Annotated in this window: 15 protein-coding genes; 11 read left to right on the top strand and 4 right to left on the bottom strand. The window is 59.7% G+C overall.

The features are described from left to right. The first annotated feature begins 22 nt into the window (after nt 1-22). Genes ACVWSC_RS19135 through ACVWSC_RS19125 form a run of 3 tightly spaced genes read left to right on the top strand, consistent with a single transcriptional unit; the run spans nt 23 to nt 6,545 of the window. A complete protein-coding gene (locus ACVWSC_RS19135; RefSeq protein WP_442108691.1) occupies nt 23-2,026 on the top strand; it encodes a hypothetical protein in 2,004 nt (667 codons plus the stop codon). Beyond that, a complete protein-coding gene (locus tag ACVWSC_RS19130) occupies nt 2,023-3,990 on the top strand; it encodes a hypothetical protein (protein ID WP_442108690.1) in 1,968 nt (655 codons plus the stop codon). The genes ACVWSC_RS19135 and ACVWSC_RS19130 overlap by 4 nt, the downstream gene beginning before the upstream one ends. Beyond that, a complete protein-coding gene (locus ACVWSC_RS19125; RefSeq protein WP_442108689.1) occupies nt 3,990-6,545 on the top strand; it encodes a hypothetical protein in 2,556 nt (851 codons plus the stop codon). Before ACVWSC_RS19130 ends, ACVWSC_RS19125 begins: the two co-directional genes overlap by 1 nt. Here the strand turns inward: ACVWSC_RS19125 and ACVWSC_RS19120 are convergent, their stop codons facing one another. Further along, entirely contained in the window at nt 6,546-6,950 is a 405-nt protein-coding gene (locus tag ACVWSC_RS19120) for a hypothetical protein (protein WP_442108688.1), read from the bottom strand. A 183-nt stretch (nt 6,951-7,133) separates the two neighbouring features. Between ACVWSC_RS19120 and ACVWSC_RS19115 the strand changes: the two genes are divergently transcribed. Further along, the gene (locus ACVWSC_RS19115) at nt 7,134-9,365 is read left to right on the top strand and encodes a hypothetical protein (protein WP_442108687.1); all 2,232 of its coding nucleotides are present in this window, start codon (nt 7,134-7,136) and stop codon (nt 9,363-9,365) included. A gap of 118 nt (nt 9,366-9,483) precedes the next feature. Here the strand turns inward: ACVWSC_RS19115 and ACVWSC_RS19110 are convergent, their stop codons facing one another. Next, nucleotides 9,484-9,621: a hypothetical protein gene (locus ACVWSC_RS19110; protein ID WP_442108686.1), complete on the bottom strand. Its 138-nt coding sequence runs from the start codon at nt 9,619-9,621 to the stop codon at nt 9,484-9,486. Between the two features lie 228 nt (nt 9,622-9,849). Between ACVWSC_RS19110 and ACVWSC_RS19105 the strand changes: the two genes are divergently transcribed. Further along, nucleotides 9,850-10,470 (top strand): glycoside hydrolase family 19 protein, encoded by a 621-nt coding sequence (locus tag ACVWSC_RS19105; RefSeq protein ID WP_442108685.1) that lies wholly within the window; start codon nt 9,850-9,852, stop codon nt 10,468-10,470. After that, nucleotides 10,467-10,979 carry a lysis protein gene (locus tag ACVWSC_RS19100; protein ID WP_442108684.1) on the top strand — a complete coding sequence of 171 codons (513 nt, stop codon included), beginning with the start codon at nt 10,467-10,469 and terminating at the stop codon, nt 10,977-10,979. The genes ACVWSC_RS19105 and ACVWSC_RS19100 overlap by 4 nt, the downstream gene beginning before the upstream one ends. Here ACVWSC_RS19100 and ACVWSC_RS19095 read toward each other — a convergent pair. Then, nucleotides 10,951-12,138, bottom strand: coding sequence for a tyrosine-type recombinase/integrase (locus ACVWSC_RS19095; protein WP_442108683.1), 1,188 nt, complete (start codon nt 12,136-12,138; stop codon nt 10,951-10,953). The two genes, ACVWSC_RS19100 and ACVWSC_RS19095, sit on opposite strands and share 29 nt — an antisense overlap. A 235-nt stretch (nt 12,139-12,373) precedes the next feature. After that, nucleotides 12,374-13,453 (bottom strand): patatin-like phospholipase domain-containing protein, encoded by a 1,080-nt coding sequence (locus tag ACVWSC_RS19090; protein WP_442108682.1) that lies wholly within the window; start codon nt 13,451-13,453, stop codon nt 12,374-12,376. Nucleotides 13,454-13,611: 158 nt separating this feature from the next. Here ACVWSC_RS19090 and ACVWSC_RS19085 point away from each other — a divergent pair, with 158 nt between their 5' ends. The 5 genes from ACVWSC_RS19085 (at nt 13,612) to ACVWSC_RS19065 (ending at nt 17,431) form a co-directional block, all read left to right on the top strand. Further along, nucleotides 13,612-13,920, top strand: a complete 309-nt coding sequence (locus ACVWSC_RS19085) for a PepSY domain-containing protein (protein ID WP_130264005.1) — start codon at nt 13,612-13,614, stop codon at nt 13,918-13,920. Then, nucleotides 13,920-14,234, top strand: a complete 315-nt coding sequence (locus ACVWSC_RS19080) for a PepSY domain-containing protein (RefSeq protein ID WP_442108681.1) — start codon at nt 13,920-13,922, stop codon at nt 14,232-14,234. The genes ACVWSC_RS19085 and ACVWSC_RS19080 overlap by 1 nt, the downstream gene beginning before the upstream one ends. Continuing rightward, nucleotides 14,234-14,902, top strand: a complete 669-nt coding sequence (locus tag ACVWSC_RS19075; protein WP_442108680.1) for a response regulator transcription factor — start codon at nt 14,234-14,236, stop codon at nt 14,900-14,902. The genes ACVWSC_RS19080 and ACVWSC_RS19075 overlap by 1 nt, the downstream gene beginning before the upstream one ends. Beyond that, nucleotides 14,899-16,227 carry a sensor histidine kinase gene (locus ACVWSC_RS19070; protein WP_442108679.1) on the top strand — a complete coding sequence of 443 codons (1,329 nt, stop codon included), beginning with the start codon at nt 14,899-14,901 and terminating at the stop codon, nt 16,225-16,227. Before ACVWSC_RS19075 ends, ACVWSC_RS19070 begins: the two co-directional genes overlap by 4 nt. A 103-nt stretch (nt 16,228-16,330) precedes the next feature. Further along, nucleotides 16,331-17,431 carry a polyamine ABC transporter substrate-binding protein gene (locus ACVWSC_RS19065; RefSeq protein ID WP_442108678.1) on the top strand — a complete coding sequence of 367 codons (1,101 nt, stop codon included), beginning with the start codon at nt 16,331-16,333 and terminating at the stop codon, nt 17,429-17,431. Nucleotides 17,432-17,440: the final 9 nt, after the last annotated feature.

Raw genomic sequence — 17,440 nt, 5'->3', positions numbered from 1 at the left:
TCCACCGACTCAGCTGCGCCGGGTGGCGCCAGAGGTTGCTGCAGCGCCGCGCGTGACTGAGGCATCTGTCGATGCATCAGGCCTGGCTCGTGGCGTATCGAGCCTGGCCGCAAACCTGGATGACGTGTACCGCCGCGAGGTTCAGGAGGCCGAACAGACATTTGCCATCGATACCGACAGCAAAGCCACGCAGCAAGCCAACGCGCTCACCTTTAACCCTGATACTGGCATTCTCGCCAAGAAGGGCGGCAACGCGCTCGGCAGCACTGCCGCTGGCCTGAAGGAATGGGACACCTATGCCCAAGGCGTGCTGGACAATGCGAGCACGCCTAAGCAGCGCCAGATCGCTGGCCGCATCCTGGCCGGCCAGCGCAGCCAGCTTGAAAACCGTTGGTCTTCGCACGAGTTTCAGGAGCAGCAGGTCTACAAGAACGGCGTAGACGCTGGCGCCATTGCGACCGCGCAGAACGATGCAGCCCTGAAGTTCAACGATCCGGCTGCTATCGACCAGTCACGGCTGAAGATCGACGGAATCCTTGAGCTGCAAGGGCGGCGCAATGGCTGGTCGCCAGAACTGCTGGCCGCGAATCGCCAGAAGGCAAGCAGCAACATGTACACCGACATCCTTCGTCGGCAGGCGGCCCAAGACCCGTACAAGGCGCAGGCAGCGCTCAAGCAGTATCAGCAGTACCTTACGGCCGACGACCTGACCCAGATCGGCAGCTCCATTGACGGCAAAGTCGAGCGCCTGCAGCAGAAGGCTGAAATGGCGCAACTGCGCGCGGAAGCTCGCGGCGACCGGGTCCTGGGCAAGATCAATACCCAAATCGCCAGCGGCATTCCGGCCACCGATGAGACGTGGTCCAACTGGGGGCGGCAGGTGCAGGGCACGCCGGCTGCTGCAGAGTTCAACGAGCTCCGCAAGCAGGAAGTGGCGACTCAGCAGGTTCTTCGGCAGCCTATCGACCAGCAGGCCGCCTACGTCAACAAACTACAAGCCGATCTGCAGAATAATGGTGGCACCGTTGCCCAGGCCAGCAACCTGAACAGGCTGCAGCGCGCTGTTGAAAACAACGCAAAGATGATGGCCGAAGCCCCGTTGGACTACTACCAGCAGAAGCTTGGCGCAAACATCGAGCCTCTTGATCTGAATTCTGAGGCCCTGCCAGCCGTTCTGTCGGATCGTGTCTCGGCAATTCAGGGTATGCGGAAGCAATTCGGGCCAACTGTTGCGCTGAAACCGCTTCTCCCCCAGGAAGCCAAGGCGCTATCAGCCCAGCTTGAGCAGATGAGCCCTGATCAGCAGTCCCAGCTATTTGGGAAGCTGCATGCAGCCATGGGCGATGACCAGGCATACGTCGGCGCTATGCAGCAGATCGCGCCTGATTCTCCCGTTCGGGCGCTAAGCGGTGTCCTGGCCGGAAAGCAGCGCTCGCTGACCACCGGAACGCACTGGTTCCGCCCCGATGAGGTGGTGAGCAGTGGCGACGTGGCCAAGACCATGGTCTTGGGCGAATCGATCCTGAACAAGTCCAAGGCTCAGAAAGGCCAAGACGGCGGCGGCAAGTTTCCGATCCCAAAGCAGGCCGACTTCGATCTGGCACTGGGCAAGCAGCTTGGCACTGTGTTTGCCGGTCAACCGCAGTCGTACTCTCTGGCCGCACAGGCCGTGAAGTCCTATTACACCGGGGCTGCGGCCGAAGCGGGTGACGTATCGGGCGAGGTGAATAACGCGCTGATGAAGAGGGCCATCAAGGCCACCGTGGGTGACGTTGTTGACTTCAACGGTTCGTCCACGGTGGCGCCATGGGGGATGCCGGGCGACACCTTTAAAAACGCAGCCCAGCAAGCACTTGTGCAAACGATGAAGGCCCAGGGCATGAGCGATCAGGACCTGGCAACGGCAAGCGCGCTGACCCTGCGCCAGGCCCGTGACGGCGTCTACTACGTAATGCAGGGTAACCAGTACAAGTACGGCGTCGATGGAAAACCGCTGATGCTCAACGTGAATGGGGGTGGCCAGTGAGCTTTGTCACCGACCTATCGTTCAACGATCAGCTGGCCCTGGAGCAGGATGCGCTGGCCAATCCTGCTTTGACCCCGCCGGAGCCGAAGTTCTGGGATGGATCTGGTACCGCTCTATTCAGCGGTATCGCTCAGGGCGCCACCCAGTTGGCCCTGCAGGCGGCCCAATACGGCAACGACCCGGACCAGGCCATCCTGTTCGAAGTGCCAACCGATGAAGAAGAGATCGCAAGGCGCGCCGCCATTGGCCAGCAGCGCCTGGCGGTGACCGAGCGCCTGCGCCCGGACGCCCAAACCAACGGCACAGCCGCGCAGATCCTCTTCGGTCTTGGCGATGTCGGTACCCGCTTCGCGTTCGGCGCTGCTTCTGGCGGCCTGCCGGTTGCCGCCGGCGGCGTAGGCCTCTCCATGGGTGAGCAGCGTTTCAGTGAGTTGCGTGGGGAGGGCGTAGATCCCAAGACCGCGGCGCTTGCAGGCGCGATCGAGGGCGGTACCTTGGCTGCCGGTGCATTCCTGCCGGCGGCCCGCCTGCTGGCCCAGCCGGTTGCAGACCTTGCCGCAACGGCTGGCGCCAACGTTGCGCTTGGTGCCGTGGCTCGCGGGGGTGTTGGCCAGGTGCTGGAGAGCAACGGCTACACCCAGCAGGCCCAGCAGTATAGGGCGCTGGATGCCCAGGCCATGGCTATCGACGGCCTGCTCGGTGGCGCTTTCTGGGGGCTTGGCCGGGCCATGTCGGGCGCTCCAGCAGCATCACCTGAAACCGTCGACGCCGCCTTGGCTGGCAACAATGGGCTGCACGCCCAGCACGGTACGGCACCTGGGGCGCCGGTCAACGCCCGGTCGAGCGCTGCACACCAGAATGCCCTGGACCTTGCGCTCGAGCAGATGAGCCGTGGCGAACCGGTCAACGTCACCGGCCTCATGGACGATACCGCTTTCATCCGCTCCAACCGCGTCGGCCCCGAGGAAGCGGTGGTGCGTGATCAGGCGCAGCAAGAGGTGTTCGCCACTGCCAGGGCCGAGCTTGAGCCAGTGGCGGCAGTAGGCCTACCCAACGTCCGCGACATTCGTGCCGAAGTGACCGGCCTACGCCGCAGCCTTAACGAACTGGACCAGGCGCACGAAGCAGCTGGCAACACCTACCGGCAGGCTGCCAAGGAATTCCAGCAGCAGCGCATGACCCGCAAGCAGGCCGAGCGGGCGGCCCGTGACAGTATTGCCCAGCAGCGGCAGGCCATCGACGAGCAGCGTGTTTATACCCAAGCTCGCATCGATGAGTTGAATCAGCAGCTGGAAGGCAACCGTGCCGCCGAGCGCGCCCGGTCCGAGCTGGCCGCCATGGATCGAGGCGAAACCCCGGCACGACTGCAAAAACAGGTGGATCAACGCGCCGAGCAGATCGGCAGCGCCTTCAAGCGCTCCGCCCTGGCCAGCAGCGTGGCACCGGATCACGGCATGGCCCTAAACCGCCTGGCAGCCGAGGACATCCAGCGCATGCTGCGCGAGAGCGGCCAGCTGATCGAAGAGCCCGCGCCAGCAGTCGAGCCGCGCACGCCAGTAAGCGATTCCGCTCCCACAGGTGAAGTCCAGCAACCACGGGGGCCGCAGGCCAATCAGCAGGCTGAAACCAGTGGTTCCGCTCCCACAGCACCTGAAACAGTATCGGCCCAAGCCGAAACACCTGGCGCCGAAAGCGTAACGCCGGCAGCGGAAAGCGTTGCAGGCCTCCCTGGTTCGACTCCCATTGACGGAATCGACCCAGCATTGCCGGCGCTGCTCGACGCAGTAGCCGCGGGCGAACGTGACCTGCAGGTGCCTACTGGCGCCATCAACGAGGACGGCACACCGGTGACCGTCTCCGCTCGTGAACTCCTGGCCGAGGCTGACGCCGAAATCGCCCAGGCTGCCAACGACTCCAAAGGCTTCCTTGCTGCCGCCCTGTGCGCGCTGAGGTTCGGTAACTGATGAAACAGCAATGTATCCAGGCGGTTCAGCAGGCCATCGGCCGTTCACTCACCCAGGAACAAATCAAGGACATTGAAGGCCGAATCAGCCGCAACATGCGCCAACTTGCCCAGGCAGACCCGCAGGCTTGGCAGATGAAGACTTCGTCGGATCGGCTGACTGAAGCCGCCAATGCCGCTGCCAAGGAGCTGCAGGCCGAGGCCGCCAAGAAGAAGCAGCGGGTTGCGCTGACCATCCTGGCGCATGACCGGGTGCAGAACGTCATGGCCCAGTTCCCCGATGATCCCCTCAAGGGCCTGGATCGCCTGCTGGCCTTCGCCTCGGACTATCCCGGCATCATGTCGATCGAGTCGTCCAGCCGCGCGATCCGGGATGAAGCCATGTCATCCATGCTCGAAGCCATCGATATGACGCGTGGCAAGCTCCTCGGTCTCTTCGCGGACGAGGCAAAGGCCCGGGCCCTGGTGCAGGAACTGCACGGCCAGGACAGCGGTGTGCCAGAGGCGAAGGTCGGGGCCAAGCAATTCGCCGATGTTGCCAATCGCCTGCGTGAGCGCTTCAACCGCGCCGGCGGCGATGTCGGCTACCTCGATGACTGGGCGATCCCACGCAGCCACAGCCAACTGAAAGTGGCCAGGGCCAAAGATCAGTGGATTGCCGACCATGTGCAGTGGGCGAACCGATCCAAGTACTTCAAGGCCGATGGCACCCGGATGAACGACGCCGAGCTGGCTGACTTCTTCACCAACGCCTGGGAGACGGTGGCCACCGGTGGCGTGAACAAGCTGGAGCCTGGCCGGGCCATGGGCAACGGCGCCCGCGCCAATCGCGGCAGCGAGTCGCGCCAGATCCATTACCGCGATGCCGACGCCTACCTTGCGGCCCAGGCCAAGTACGGTGACAAAGGCCTGATGGACCTGATGTTCGGGCACATCGACCGAGCCGCCCGCGACATCGCGCTGATCGAGGCAATGGGGCCAAACCCCAACCACGCCATGCGGTACCACACCGATACGGCCGCCAAGCAGATGACTCAGGCCAAGCCCGAGGAAAAGGCCAAGATCGATAAGCGCGTGAAGCGCCTGGAGCAGCTGTATACCGAGGTGGCTGGTACCCGTGAGCCACCGGCATCGGCCGCGCTGGCCAGCGCCTTCGACACCTACCGCGCCACCAACGTGGCGGGCAAGCTGGGTTCGGCAGTGATCACCGGGCTCAGCGACCAGGGGACGCTGGCGCTGGTTGCCAAGATGAACGGCATGCCCGTAATGAAGGTGCTGGGTAACGAGCTGCGCATGCTCAACCCGGCCAACGCCAGCCACCGGCGCCTGGCCATGCGCGCCGGCCTGGGCATCGATCAACTGATCGGCAGCTTGGCGCGCTGGGGTGAGGAAGGGCTTGGCACCGATGCAGAGATTGCAGGCCGCGCTGCAAAGTGGTCGCAAGCTGCCGCCACCAAGGTCATGCAGCTCTCCGGCATGAATGCCATCGACGCCGGCAACCGCCGGGCCTTCGGGGCCACCATGATGGATGTCACTGGCGACCTCACGCGCCGGTTCGATTCCATGGCAGCCCTGGAAGAGGGCGACCGCAAGCTGATGCAACAGCGCGGCATCACTGATCAGGATTGGTCGGTATGGCGCCTGGCCAAGCCGGAAGACTGGCGCGGCGCGGGTGACCAGGTGCTGACCCCGGGAAGCATCTACGGCATTTCAGATGCCGACCTGACGCCACTGGCTAAGCAGGCTGGGGTTTCGCCTACGCGCCTGCGGGAGCAGGCCGCCACCCGCCTACTGGGAATGGTGCTGGACGAAACAAACATGGCGATCCCGGCGCCTGGCGCCCGTGAGCGAGCTTTCATGCACGGCAACAACCAGCGTGGCACCTGGAGCGGCGAAATCATGCGAAGCTTCTGGCAGTTCAAGTCGTTCCCGGTGTCGATGATCATGAAGCATTGGCGGCGTGCAATGTCTCAGGAAACTGGGTGGGGCAAGGCTGGGTACGGTGCAGCTCTGTTCGCCACCGCAACAGTACTTGGCGCCATTGCTACCCAAGTCAACGAGATCGCATCGGGTCGCGACCCCAAGAACATGCTGGACGACGAACTGGGCGGTGTGCCAGGTTTGCGCTTCGGGCTGGCCTCGATGCTCAAGGGGGGCGCGCTTTCGCTGTACGGCGACTTCCTCTTCTCCAACACCACGCAAGGCGGGACTTCGGCGCTTGCGGCATTTGGCGGCCCACTGGCCGGCGACCTTGAAACGCTCCTAAACCTGCGTGGGATTACTGCCGATGCAGCTTTGGGAGATCGCGACGCTGATGTGATCGGCGCTCGCCTGATCCAACTCGGCAAAGGCCACCTGCCTGGGGCGAACCTCTGGTACACCAAGGCGGCCACCGATCACATGATCTTCCACCAGCTGCAGGAATACTTCTCGCCGGGGTACCTGAACCGCATGCAGCGCCGTGCACAGCGTGAGTTCGGCCAAGGCTATTGGTGGGAGCCAGGGGAAATGAGCCCAGCCAGGTCGCCAGACTTAGGGGCTGCCGCTGGACATTAATCAGGTATCGCTGGGGTATCGAACGTACTCATGGCATGCCGAGCTAGTCCAGTACCCAATTGTGTTCTTTCGCATCGTAACTTTTTGGATGATTCCTTGAGTGTCGGTGAGCAGGTCCAGTTGGCACTCCGTGTTTATGTCGCCACCGCTGAGTTGCTGGGTGTAGGCCTGATTGCCGCTGAATGTCGTGGCTGCCGAGCCAGGCACATACACGTTTCTCGAACTGGACCAGTAATTGATGGTGTTGCCATCGGCAAGTTTGTAGCTGTTGGTCGGTGCGCTGTTCGCAATAACGAACTGGTCTAGCGGCAGGCCTTCGTACCTGACCAGCTCATTAACGGTGGCCTGATCGCTCACGCAGCCGCTAATCATAGCCAGTGCCGCTGCGGTGATAACTACCTTCATGTGAGTTTCCTTGTGACTAGGCTGCGAACTTTGGTCGAAGGCTAGACGCAAGCTAACTTCCAGCGCAATCCCAGTTCGCCAAATTTCGCCAGCGAAGGCACAAAACAAGCCCTGCAGTAATCCATCAGCAAGCCAGAGAGCCCCGCCAAGTGCGGGGCTTTCGCATTTCTGGAGCACAGAAAATTGACCGTATCGACGACCGATAACGTTGTGACGTACATCTCCGGCGGCCCGGCCTTCCCAATTCCCTACCGGTTCCTGCAGAACTCTGACATTGAAGCTGTCTTGGTAAAGCAGGATGGTTCATCGGAAACCCTCATGCAGGGAACTCAGTACGCACTGGCCGGCGAGGGCAGCCAAAGTGGCGGCACCCTGACATCGGCATATGCAGCAGGATTCCTTGCTACGCCAGGCGCAAGCTTGACGATCTCCAGGGTCATGGATGCAGTGCAGCCAACGGACCTGCGAAACCAAGGACGGTACTTCGCGGAGACCCACGAAAACGTCTTTGACCGCTTGACGATGTTGATCCAACAAGGGTTTTCGATCCTGAAGCGTGCACTGCTCCGGCCAGTCGGCAAGAATTACTACGATGCGGAAGGTCGTCGCATCGCCAATGTTGCCGATCCGTCCGAGCAACAGGACGCTGTAACCAAGCAGCACATGGAAGTGTATGTGGGTTCGTTGATCGGCGCCGGAACCGGTCCAATTAATCTGGCCTCGAATGTTCTTTACATCGATCCGAATGGAATCACCCGAACGGTTCAAGGCATGTCCGGCTCTGGGTCTGCCACCAGTGGCGCAGGCCTAATTGGTTATGGAGATGCCAACGCATATGCTCCAAACACCGTTGGGGGAAAAGTAAAAAGTCTGCAGGCTGTGGTTGAATCGCCGTCTTCATCTGACCTGTTGGTTCATTCCCAGCTTGGCCAGTTCGCTGGTTCAACCATTGGGCGCGCAATTCGAGAAGCAAATTACGAACGTTACAGCACGCTAAACGAGATCAATAGCTGGCTTGCCAACAGCGGCGCGATAAAAGGGCATAAGGTCAACATTCTCGGTGATTCGATCGCATTTGGAGCGGGGGCTGGTACAACCTTTGGAAACTCCATCCCAGAAAATGCTTGGGTTCGAATCCTGGGGAATGCTCTGAACGAGAAGTACGGGATCTTTTCCTACGGATTTGTTACTCCTTACACCACCAACGGGACAGGTACTGAAATACATACGGTTAGCATGACCGGAACCTGGACCGAGCTGTTTGACGCAGCGGCCGGGCATACGCCGGCAGGGTATGCAAGAGAGTCAACTCAAGCTAACGCCACGCTTGGATTCAACCAAAGCGTAGAGTCTTCTCACTTTAAAATTTGGTATGACGGCAGTGTAACTGGGTCGTTTGAGATCTCAATCAACGGCGGCGCAACCATTGTTGACACCATTACCACTACCGGCATAGGTGTCGGACTTGAGGTGTCGAGCACCTATGCATGCTCACCACTTGCAGCTGGTAACACAAACTATCGCGTCCGTGTTATCAGTGGCACCGTCCGCATCACAGGCATTTCCTACCTGAACGATTCGACAGGCCTTGAATTCCAACTGAACAACTTCAGTCGCGACGGGCGCGCAGGGCGTTACGTCGCAGAAAACGTCATCAAGGAAATGTGCCGCGGCTGCCGAGCGCTGATTTGGGCGCTCGCAGCAAATGACAGGAGCGCTAGCGGTGCCGCTCTGCTCGACTACAAGCAGCGCATCGACTGGCTAATCCAGTATGCAAACCAGTACGGCACGCGGCTGATCATCCCGGACTTCCTGTTCATCAACGCCGACAACAACGCTATACGGCAAGAGCTGATGCGCCTGGCGCTCAATGTTCCGAACTCAACCTACATCCCATTCCCCAACATGCTGCATATAAACGGAACGGTACAGCCTGCCGCCTACATCACGACAACGATCAACTTTACCTACGACGACGTGCACCTGAGTCAAAGCATCGGTCATAGGACCGTGGCTGCAGCCATCGGAGAAACGCTCGGAGTAAAAGCTAGTAAGCTTGACAACGTGACCAACAATGCGCGATGGCGCCCGCTAAACCTGTCGGCCGCTAGTAACCAGACCCTGACTTACGCCGGCATCAGCAAATATCGCTTCTATGCCAAAGGCATGGACCTGCTCCTCAACATAAATCCGGTTGTGTCTGGAACCCTGGTGGCTACAGTCCCAGGAATCCCTGGCAATCTTCTGGGTAGACAATACAGATCAATGCCTGATGCAACCGGAAAGACCATGCTCGTTAACATTTCGGCAAGTGGCGCTATAACTGTGTTTACTGATGCTGGCTCATCTGGGGTGCCAACAGTGGTCTCGCTACAAGTGCGCGTCCCTCTAGTGAGGGTAGCTGGCTTCGCTTGAAACCGGATCTGTCTAGGATGGAAGCATCAGGACCTGACGCTTTGGGTTGGGCGCATGGTTGCCCCAACCCCGATTCGAACATCTTTGGGCGCCAATGGAAAATCGGTGGTCATTCGAATCAGATTAAGTAGTACGCCGCCGCTACAATGGCGGCGACTGAGCAAACCACCAAGATGAATTTTACGTGATAACCAGGGGGGAGGGCTTTGCCTTCTGGGTGGTCATTGAACATCAGGCTCAACTCATCTTCGCTCATACCTTTCCTGCTCACGCTTCAGCTCCTTTTATGAAATACATTCCCTGCAAGACGGTTAAGCAGTCGCTATTGCAGTTTCTAATGATATGTAAGAATTTTCGCACGAATTGGAATATGGATCCACAAAGGGGCGGAAATCCTGTCATCGTGGCGCTTTGGGATCACCTGCCATCTGCCCAATTCAAGAGCCCGCCCAGTGCGGGCTTTTTTATTTCTGGAGAAAAGTGAATGACGATCACCGAGCAGCAGTTGCTGCAGATCATGCCCAAAGCCCGTCCAGTTGCGGGCTTTTTTTTACCCGCGCTAAACCGGGCCATGGCTAGATTCAAGATCGATAGCCGGGTTCGCCAAGCTGCATTTCTTGCCCAGGCTGGGCATGAGTCGGGCCAGTTGCGCAACCTGGTGGAGAATCTGAACTATAGCGCCGAAGCATTGGTGCGTACCTGGCCCAGCCGGTTCACCACGGAGTCGGCGGCCGCCTGCGCACGGCAACCGGAGAAGATCGCCAACACCGTCTACAGCGGTCGCATGGGAAACACTCGTCTTGGGGACGGTTGGCGGTACCGTGGACGCGGCTTGATTCAGCTCACTGGTCGGGCGAACTACGCCTCCGCCGGAGTCGGCCTGGCCCTGCCGCTGGAGGATCAGCCAGAACTACTCGAGCAGCCGGAGCATGCCGCGATGTCCGCTGCTTGGTGGTGGGTGAAGCATGGGCTGAACGAACTGGCCGACGCCGGTCGCTTTCAGGACATCGGCAGCGTGATCAACACCGGTAAGCCTGGTCGGGTGCCACATGGTGCTGCTGAGCGCAAGGCGTTGTACGACCGAGCGATGGAGGTGCTGGTGTGATTGCTCGCGGCTGGTTGGCACTGGCTTGCGCCGCGCTGCTGGTGGCCATTGCCTGTTTTTCCACATGGAAAGTGCAGGGCTGGCGCTATGAAAAGCAATTGGCTGAGCAGTCCAGCTTGCACCAGCAGGACCTGGCGACGATCGCCAATGCCGCGGCAACGCAATCGCGGTTGGCGCTGGAGAAGCAGCAGGCCGCCGAGCAGGCGCTTCACGACCTCGACACCATAACCACCAAGGAAAAGACCGATGCGCTCAATGAGAATAACCGCCTGCGCCGCGCTGTTGCTGATGGGGATCGCCGGTTGCGGATCGCGGGAAGTTGTCGTGCCGGTGGCGGCGACGTGCCCGGCACCACCAGCGCCTCCGGCTTGGGTGATGCAGGAGCCGTCGAACTCACTCAAGCTGCTGGACGATCTGTTCTCGATATCCGGGCCGGGATCATTGCCGACCAAGCAGCCTTGAGGGCGGCACAGGCCTACATCAGGACGGTGTGTCAGCCTGGTTTGTGATCAGGTTAGCCCATTCCTGCATCATCTCCCGACGCTGGTCCAGGTACGTCGCATGGTTGTAGATGTCGCGGATTACGCTGGTGTCCGCGTGGGCCAGCTGGCGCTCAACCCAGTCGCGGTTGTAGCCGCGTCCGTTCATCTCGGTGGAGAACATGTGACGAAAGCCGTGTGGCGACTGCTTGCCAAGTAGGCCGCACATGTCCATCACACGCTGGGCGTAATTGATGCCAATCGGCTTTGTCGAGTCACCACGCTTGGGGAACACGTAGCGCAGGTGTCCAGATATCGGGAGCATTGACTTGAGTAGTTCTACGGCCTGATCTGGCAGCGGTACTACGTGGTCTCGGCGCATCTTCATCTTGGCGGCCGGAGTGGTCCAGGTCTTTTCCTCAAGGTCGACTTCCGACCACTCGGCATTCCTTACTTCGCCTGGGCGCGATGTGGTGTAGATCATCAGTAGGGTGGCGGAACGGATCTGGTGGCCAGTCTCGCAGCTCATGATTGCTTTCATGATGTTTGGCATTTCGCTGAAATCGAGAAACGGCCGGTGGCTATGCTGGTCGATCTTCGCGGTGACCGTGTGCATTTCTGACGTCGGGTCCACATCCATCAAGCCGATGGCGATGGCGTAGCGAAACACCTGGCTAATCCACTGGCGTCCCTTCACAGCCTGGGTGACCGCCCCGCGCTTCTCGATGCTGCGAATTAGACTGATGACTTCAGCGCGCTTAATAGCGTCGATCTGTTTGTCGCCGAATGCCGGGAGAGCGTCCAGTTCCATGGCATTGGATATCACCCTGAGCGTCCCGGCCGAGATGCTTCCCTTCCTGAACTCAATCCATTCCTCATAGACCCGGCGAAAGGTCCTTCCTTGGGCCTCGATCCGGCCTGCCTTCTTTTCCTTCCTCGATTCGCGCGGGTCAATTCCCTGCGCCACCTCTTCGCGCGCATCGTCACGACGCGCACGTGCATCTTTCAAACCAACATCCGGGTAAGTCCCGAACGATATCCGCGCCTGCTTGCCCAGCCAGGTGAACCGGAAGTGCCAGCTTTTGACACCGCTGGGAGCTATATAAAGGAAGAGACCGAGAGAGTCGGCAATGGTGTACGCCTTGTCCTTCGGTTTTGCCTGCCTGGCAGCGGTGTCCGTGAGGGCCACTAGTACATTCTCCTACTTAAAATTCTCGATGTACTGAATGATGTACTAGCTGTAGTGCATTGGGAAGGTGTTGCGTGATACGAGGTGATACGCCTAGCTGGCCGTATTCCATGGGGTAGAGCGCTTCGTGATATCGCTCGATTTCAGGCAGGAGCCAACCGTGAACTCTTTGAAAATTTCCACGATGTCTCAACTCTGAAAGCCAATGCTGGTGAGCAGTTTACCAGCATGGCCGTTACAGCGGTTGCAGTTGCATGTGCAGCTTGCCGGTTTCTACCAACTCCAGCAGTTCGTCACCCAGACGTTGGCTTTCTGCGATCGCCTTGTGCCAGTAACGCTGACGGCTGCCTGCATCACCCATAAAGCGCTTGAAGTCGCTGCGGTCTGGCAGTTTGCCGTAGGGCAGGCCCGCCAGGTACTGGCTTGAGGGGGCTACCAGCAGCACATTGCGAAGATGTTGGGTATTAGCGCGTCGCCAGGGCAGGGCTTTGTCGAACCAGCCAGGGATCACCTTATCGGTGAAGTGTGGGTAGAGCACAATGTCGTCGCCCTGATACGGCAAGTCCAGGTGATAGTCGAGCAAGCCGCCATCTCGGTAAGTGCCTTGGCCAACCCCCGGTATATCGCGTACGCCCTCCATCACCATCGGAATGGAACCCGACGCCAGCAAGGCATGGCGCAGATTGCTCACATCCAACGGCAGGCACCGTGATGGGAAGTCTGTGAGTGGCTGCAGCGGTGGGTTGCTTCGCGCATCGTGGAGGATGATGCGCTCGAAGTGGCGGGCTAGCCGTGCACGTCCAACCAGGTTGTCGGCGATTACCGAAGACAGGCCGATCCCCAGACGTGCGCGATGATCATCTGCCAGCAATCCGTGGCTTTTCACCACCATGATGTTCAAGCGGTAATCGGGACTTTCAAGTATCTGTGCGTCGCGGCCTTGCAGCAGTTCATCGAGCATGCGCTGGCAACTGCGGCTGACTTCGGCCTGGGTTACGCCTTTGGCGAAGTCCTGCTCGGTATACAGCTGGCCAAGGCGTTGCAACGCTTCGGCGGGGTTGGGCAGGCAGGCACTGGCAAAGCGCCAGGAGCCAATCGACGCGCCAATCAACGCCCGTTCACGCGGCGCGCCGGGCAACCAGTGGCCGAACAGCGCCAGGTCCAGGCCCTGAATACCGAGGGCTTTGGGGCCGCCCGCAGCGCCCGGAAGCACGCCCACATCGGCAGCCTGCAATCCACGTTCGCGGATACGCTTGAAGGCATGGTTGCCGGCCTTGAGGGTCAGGGCCGGGTACTTGATATGAATGGCGCTCATACGGGCCTCGCTGTCTGGAACGGCGCATTATAAAGAACCGCTTTCCAGTTGTGGGCCAGGGGTGCGCTATCATGTCGCCAGTTAATTTCAGCTTCAATTAAGTTCGGTTGGTTACTCTAGGCCTCGTAGAAACACTTTCATCTCAACGGAGAGACCTTATGAAAACTTTGACTGCCCTGTTCGCCACCGCTGCCCTTGCCCTGAGCGCTAACGTTGCGCTGGCTAAAGATATTCCAACCAGCGACGTGGTTAAGCTGGTTCAGGCCAAGACCATCATGTCGCTGGACGACCTGAACGCCAAGGCCTTGGCCAAGCACCCTGGTGCCACCATCAAAGATTCCGAGCTGGAAGATGTCTACGGCCGCTATGTCTACAAAGTCGAGCTGCGTGATGCCCAGAACGTTGAATGGGATGTGGATCTGGACGCCAAAACCGGTGAAGTCCTGAAGGACGCGCAGGACACCTGATGAGCGTTCCCCTGCGAGCAGTAAGCCTTTCGCTCGTTGCGCTGGTGGTGTTCTGCATTCAGGCTTCGGCCCGCGATCTGGATCAGGACGAAGCCCTGCAGCTGCGGCAGCAGGGCATCATCCTGCCACTGGAGAAACTGCTTGACGACGCCCTGGGCCGCTATCCCGGGGCGAAGTTGTTGGAAGCGGAGCTGGAGCACAAGCATGGGCGCTACGAGTATGAAGTCGAGTTGTTGACCCCTGAAGGCGTGGTGCGTGAGATCAAACTTGATGCATCCAATGGAATGTTGCTCAAAGATGAGGAAGATGACTGATGCGTCTGTTGCTGGTCGAAGATAACGTGCCGTTGGCCGATGAGCTGACGCAAGGTCTGCAGCGTCAGGGCTATGCGGTCGATTGGCTAGCCGACGGTCGTGACGCGGTCTATCAGGGTAGTAGTGAGCCCTATGACCTGATCATTCTTGACCTGGGCCTGCCAGGGTTACCGGGGCTGGAAGTGCTAGCTCAGTGGCGAGCCTCTGGTCTGGCGACACCGGTGCTGATTCTTACTGCGCGCAGCTCTTGGGCGGAGCGCATCGAGGGCCTCAAGGCCGGTGCCGACGATTACCTGAGCAAGCCCTTTCATCCGGAAGAGCTGATGCTACGGGTGCAGGCCTTACTGCGCCGCGCTCGCGGCCTGGCCAACCAGCCGACCCTGGAAGCCGCCGGCCTGCAGCTGGATGAGGGGCGCCAGTGCGTGACTCGCGACGGTGTCGATGTGCAACTGACGGCCGCCGAGTTTCGCCTGTTGCGCTACTTCATGCTTCACCCACAGCAGATTCTGTCCAAGAGCCACCTGGCTGAACACCTGTATGACGGAGAAACCGAGCGCGATTCCAACGTCCTCGAAGTTCACGTCAATCACTTGCGCCGCAAACTCGGGCGCAGTGTCATCGAAACGCACCGCGGCCAGGGTTATCGTTATGCCGGGAGTGCCGAGTGAAGTCGATTCAGGCGCGTTTGAGTCTCGGTTTGATAGCGGTCTTGGTGCTGGTAGGCGTAGCACTGGCGCAGTTGAGCTTGTGGTTGTTCGAAGTGGGCTTGCAGCGTTATCTGGAAACGGGGCTGCGCAAGGAAAGCGAGAACCTGCTGATCGCGCTGGTGCGCGGGCAATCTGGTCTTGAGCTGGATGAGCGACGAATTTCGTCGGCCTACCAGCGGCCGTTCTCCGGTTACTATTTTCGCATTGATTTCGACGGCGGCAGTTGGCGTTCACGTTCATTGTGGGATCTGGAAATGCCAACGCCGGCTACCAGCGGCTTGCACACCGACCTGGAACTAGGCCCGGAAAACCAGCAACTGTTGGTGCTGCGCAGCGATTACCGGCGTTTCGGTCAGTCGATCGCCATCAGCGTTGCCCAGGATTACACCCCGGTACGCGATCAATTCCGGCGCATGCAGCAAATCGGCTTGGGGCTGGGACTGGTTGCCTTGATACTGGTACTGGTGCTGCAACGCATCACGGTCAAGCGCTCGCTGCGCCCGCTTGAGCGCGTGCGCGAGCAGATCGCTCAGTTGCAGCAAGGCAAGCGTTCGCAACTCGACACTCAGGTACCGAGTGAACTCGAACCTCTGGTTGCCCAGATCAACCACCTGTTGGCTCACACCGAAGACAGCCTGCGCCGCTCACGCAATGCCTTGGGCAACCTGGGGCATGCACTGAAGACGCCGTTGGCCGTACTGCTTAGCCTGGCCGCCAGCGAGCAGCTCAAAGGTGCGCCACAGGTGCGTGTGCAACTGCGTGAGCAACTGCAACAGATTCAGCAGCGCTTGAGCCGTGAACTCAATCGCGCGCGCTTGGCGGGGGACGCCCTGCCGGGCGCGCAATTCGATTGTGATGCCGAGTTGCCCGGGCTGTTTTCGACCTTGAGCATGATCCATGGTGAAGGCCTGCACTTGAGTCAGCAGGTGCCCGCGGGGCTGTTGTTGCCCTGGGACCGTGAGGATTTGCTCGAACTGCTGGGCAACCTGTTGGACAACGCCTGCAAATGGGCCGACAGCGAAGTGCGGTTGAGTATCGAGGCGCTGCCCGAGCATTATCGGCTGGACATCGATGATGATGGCCCGGGCATTCCCCTTGGCAACCGTCAGCACGTGCTTGAGCGTGGTACCCGGCTGGATGAACAGGTGGATGGCCACGGCTTGGGCTTGGGCATCGTGCGTGACATCGTTGAAGTCTGGGGCGGGCAATTGGCGCTGCTGGACAGCCCTCTGGGAGGGTTGCGGGTCAGTATCGAGTTGCCACGTCGGCAGGACAGCGAGCGCTGACCAATGAAGATTGGCCATTACGATCTCTTTTTGGCCAACCTCACACTGTAAGTGGATAAAACCCTCAGCAAGAATCAGGTGGCCAATCTCAGGGGAATTATCCATGGTCACACTGAAACGTATGCTTGCTGTCAGCGCCGGAGCTCTGACACTGTTGGCCGGCGCTGTGCATGCTGAAGTGCGCGAGTTGAGGGTGTACAACTGGGCAGACTACATGCTGCCGTCGGTGCCCAAGGACTTTGCCGCGCAATCGGGTATCAAGGTGACCTGGGACACCTTCGACACCAACGAGTCACTGGAAGCCAAATTGCTCACCGGCAACTCCGGTTACGACCTGGTAGTTCCTTCGAATCAGTTCCTCGACACCCAGATCAAGGCCGGCGTGTTTCAGAAGCTGGACAAGAGCAAGCTGCCCAATTGGAGCCATCAAGACCCCGCACTGCTCAAGTTGCTCGACAAGAACGACCCCGGCAACCAGTACGGTGTGCCCTACATGTACGGTACCGTGCTGATCGGCTTCAACCCGGCCAAGGTCAAGGCGGCGTTGGGCGAGCAGGCGCCGGTAGACAGTTGGGATCTGGTGTTCAAGCCGGAGAACATGGAGAAGCTCAAGTCCTGTGGTGTGGCGATGCTCGATTCGCCTTCGGAAATCCTGCCGCTGGCCTTGCATTACCTCGGCCTCGATCCGAACAGCCAGAACCCTGATGACTACGAAAAAGCCAAGGCGCTGATGCTGAAGGTGCGCCCCTATGTCACCTACTTCAACTCGGCCAAATACATGACTGACATTGCCAACGGTGACATCTGCGTCGCAATTGGCTACTCGGGCAGCTTCTACCAGTTTGGCAATCGTGCCAAAGAGGCGGGTAATGGTGTGGTGGTCGATTGGCGTTTGCCGAAAGAGGGCGCGCCGATCTGGTTCGATACCTTCGCGATCCCGAAAAGCGCGAAGAACGTCGCTGAAGCCCATGAGTTCCTCAACAACCTGATGGAGCCGAAAGTCATTGCGCCCATCAGCGATTTTCTCGGCTACCCCAACGCCAACAAAGATTCGTTAGCGCTGATCAACCCAGAAATCACTGGCAACCCGAACCTCACCCCGACTCAGGATGCGCTGGCGAAGCTGTACGTGGTGCAGCCATTGCCACAGAAGCTTGAACGTGTGCGCACTCGCGTCTGGACCAGCATCAAGTCGGACAAGTAATACCCGCTT

It is taken from the genome of Pseudomonas sp. NUPR-002, assembly GCF_056322725.1.
This window is presented reverse-complemented; position numbering and strand designations above follow the sequence as displayed.

Excerpts from the sequence above, each read along its gene's own strand:
- ACVWSC_RS19125 (WP_442108689.1), top strand. The coding sequence starts at position 3,990 with ATGAAACAGCAATGTATCCAGGCGGTTCAGCAGGCCATCGGCCGTTCA.
- ACVWSC_RS19120 (WP_442108688.1), bottom strand. The coding sequence starts at position 6,950 with ATGAAGGTAGTTATCACCGCAGCGGCACTGGCTATGATTAGCGGCTGC.
- ACVWSC_RS19110 (WP_442108686.1), bottom strand. The coding sequence starts at position 9,621 with ATGAGCGAAGATGAGTTGAGCCTGATGTTCAATGACCACCCAGAAGGC.
- ACVWSC_RS19105 (WP_442108685.1), top strand. The coding sequence starts at position 9,850 with ATGACGATCACCGAGCAGCAGTTGCTGCAGATCATGCCCAAAGCCCGT.
- ACVWSC_RS19090 (WP_442108682.1), bottom strand. The coding sequence starts at position 13,453 with ATGAGCGCCATTCATATCAAGTACCCGGCCCTGACCCTCAAGGCCGGC.
- ACVWSC_RS19085 (WP_130264005.1), top strand. The coding sequence starts at position 13,612 with ATGAAAACTTTGACTGCCCTGTTCGCCACCGCTGCCCTTGCCCTGAGC.
- ACVWSC_RS19080 (WP_442108681.1), top strand. The coding sequence starts at position 13,920 with ATGAGCGTTCCCCTGCGAGCAGTAAGCCTTTCGCTCGTTGCGCTGGTG.
- ACVWSC_RS19075 (WP_442108680.1), top strand. The coding sequence starts at position 14,234 with ATGCGTCTGTTGCTGGTCGAAGATAACGTGCCGTTGGCCGATGAGCTG.
- ACVWSC_RS19065 (WP_442108678.1), top strand. The coding sequence starts at position 16,331 with ATGGTCACACTGAAACGTATGCTTGCTGTCAGCGCCGGAGCTCTGACA.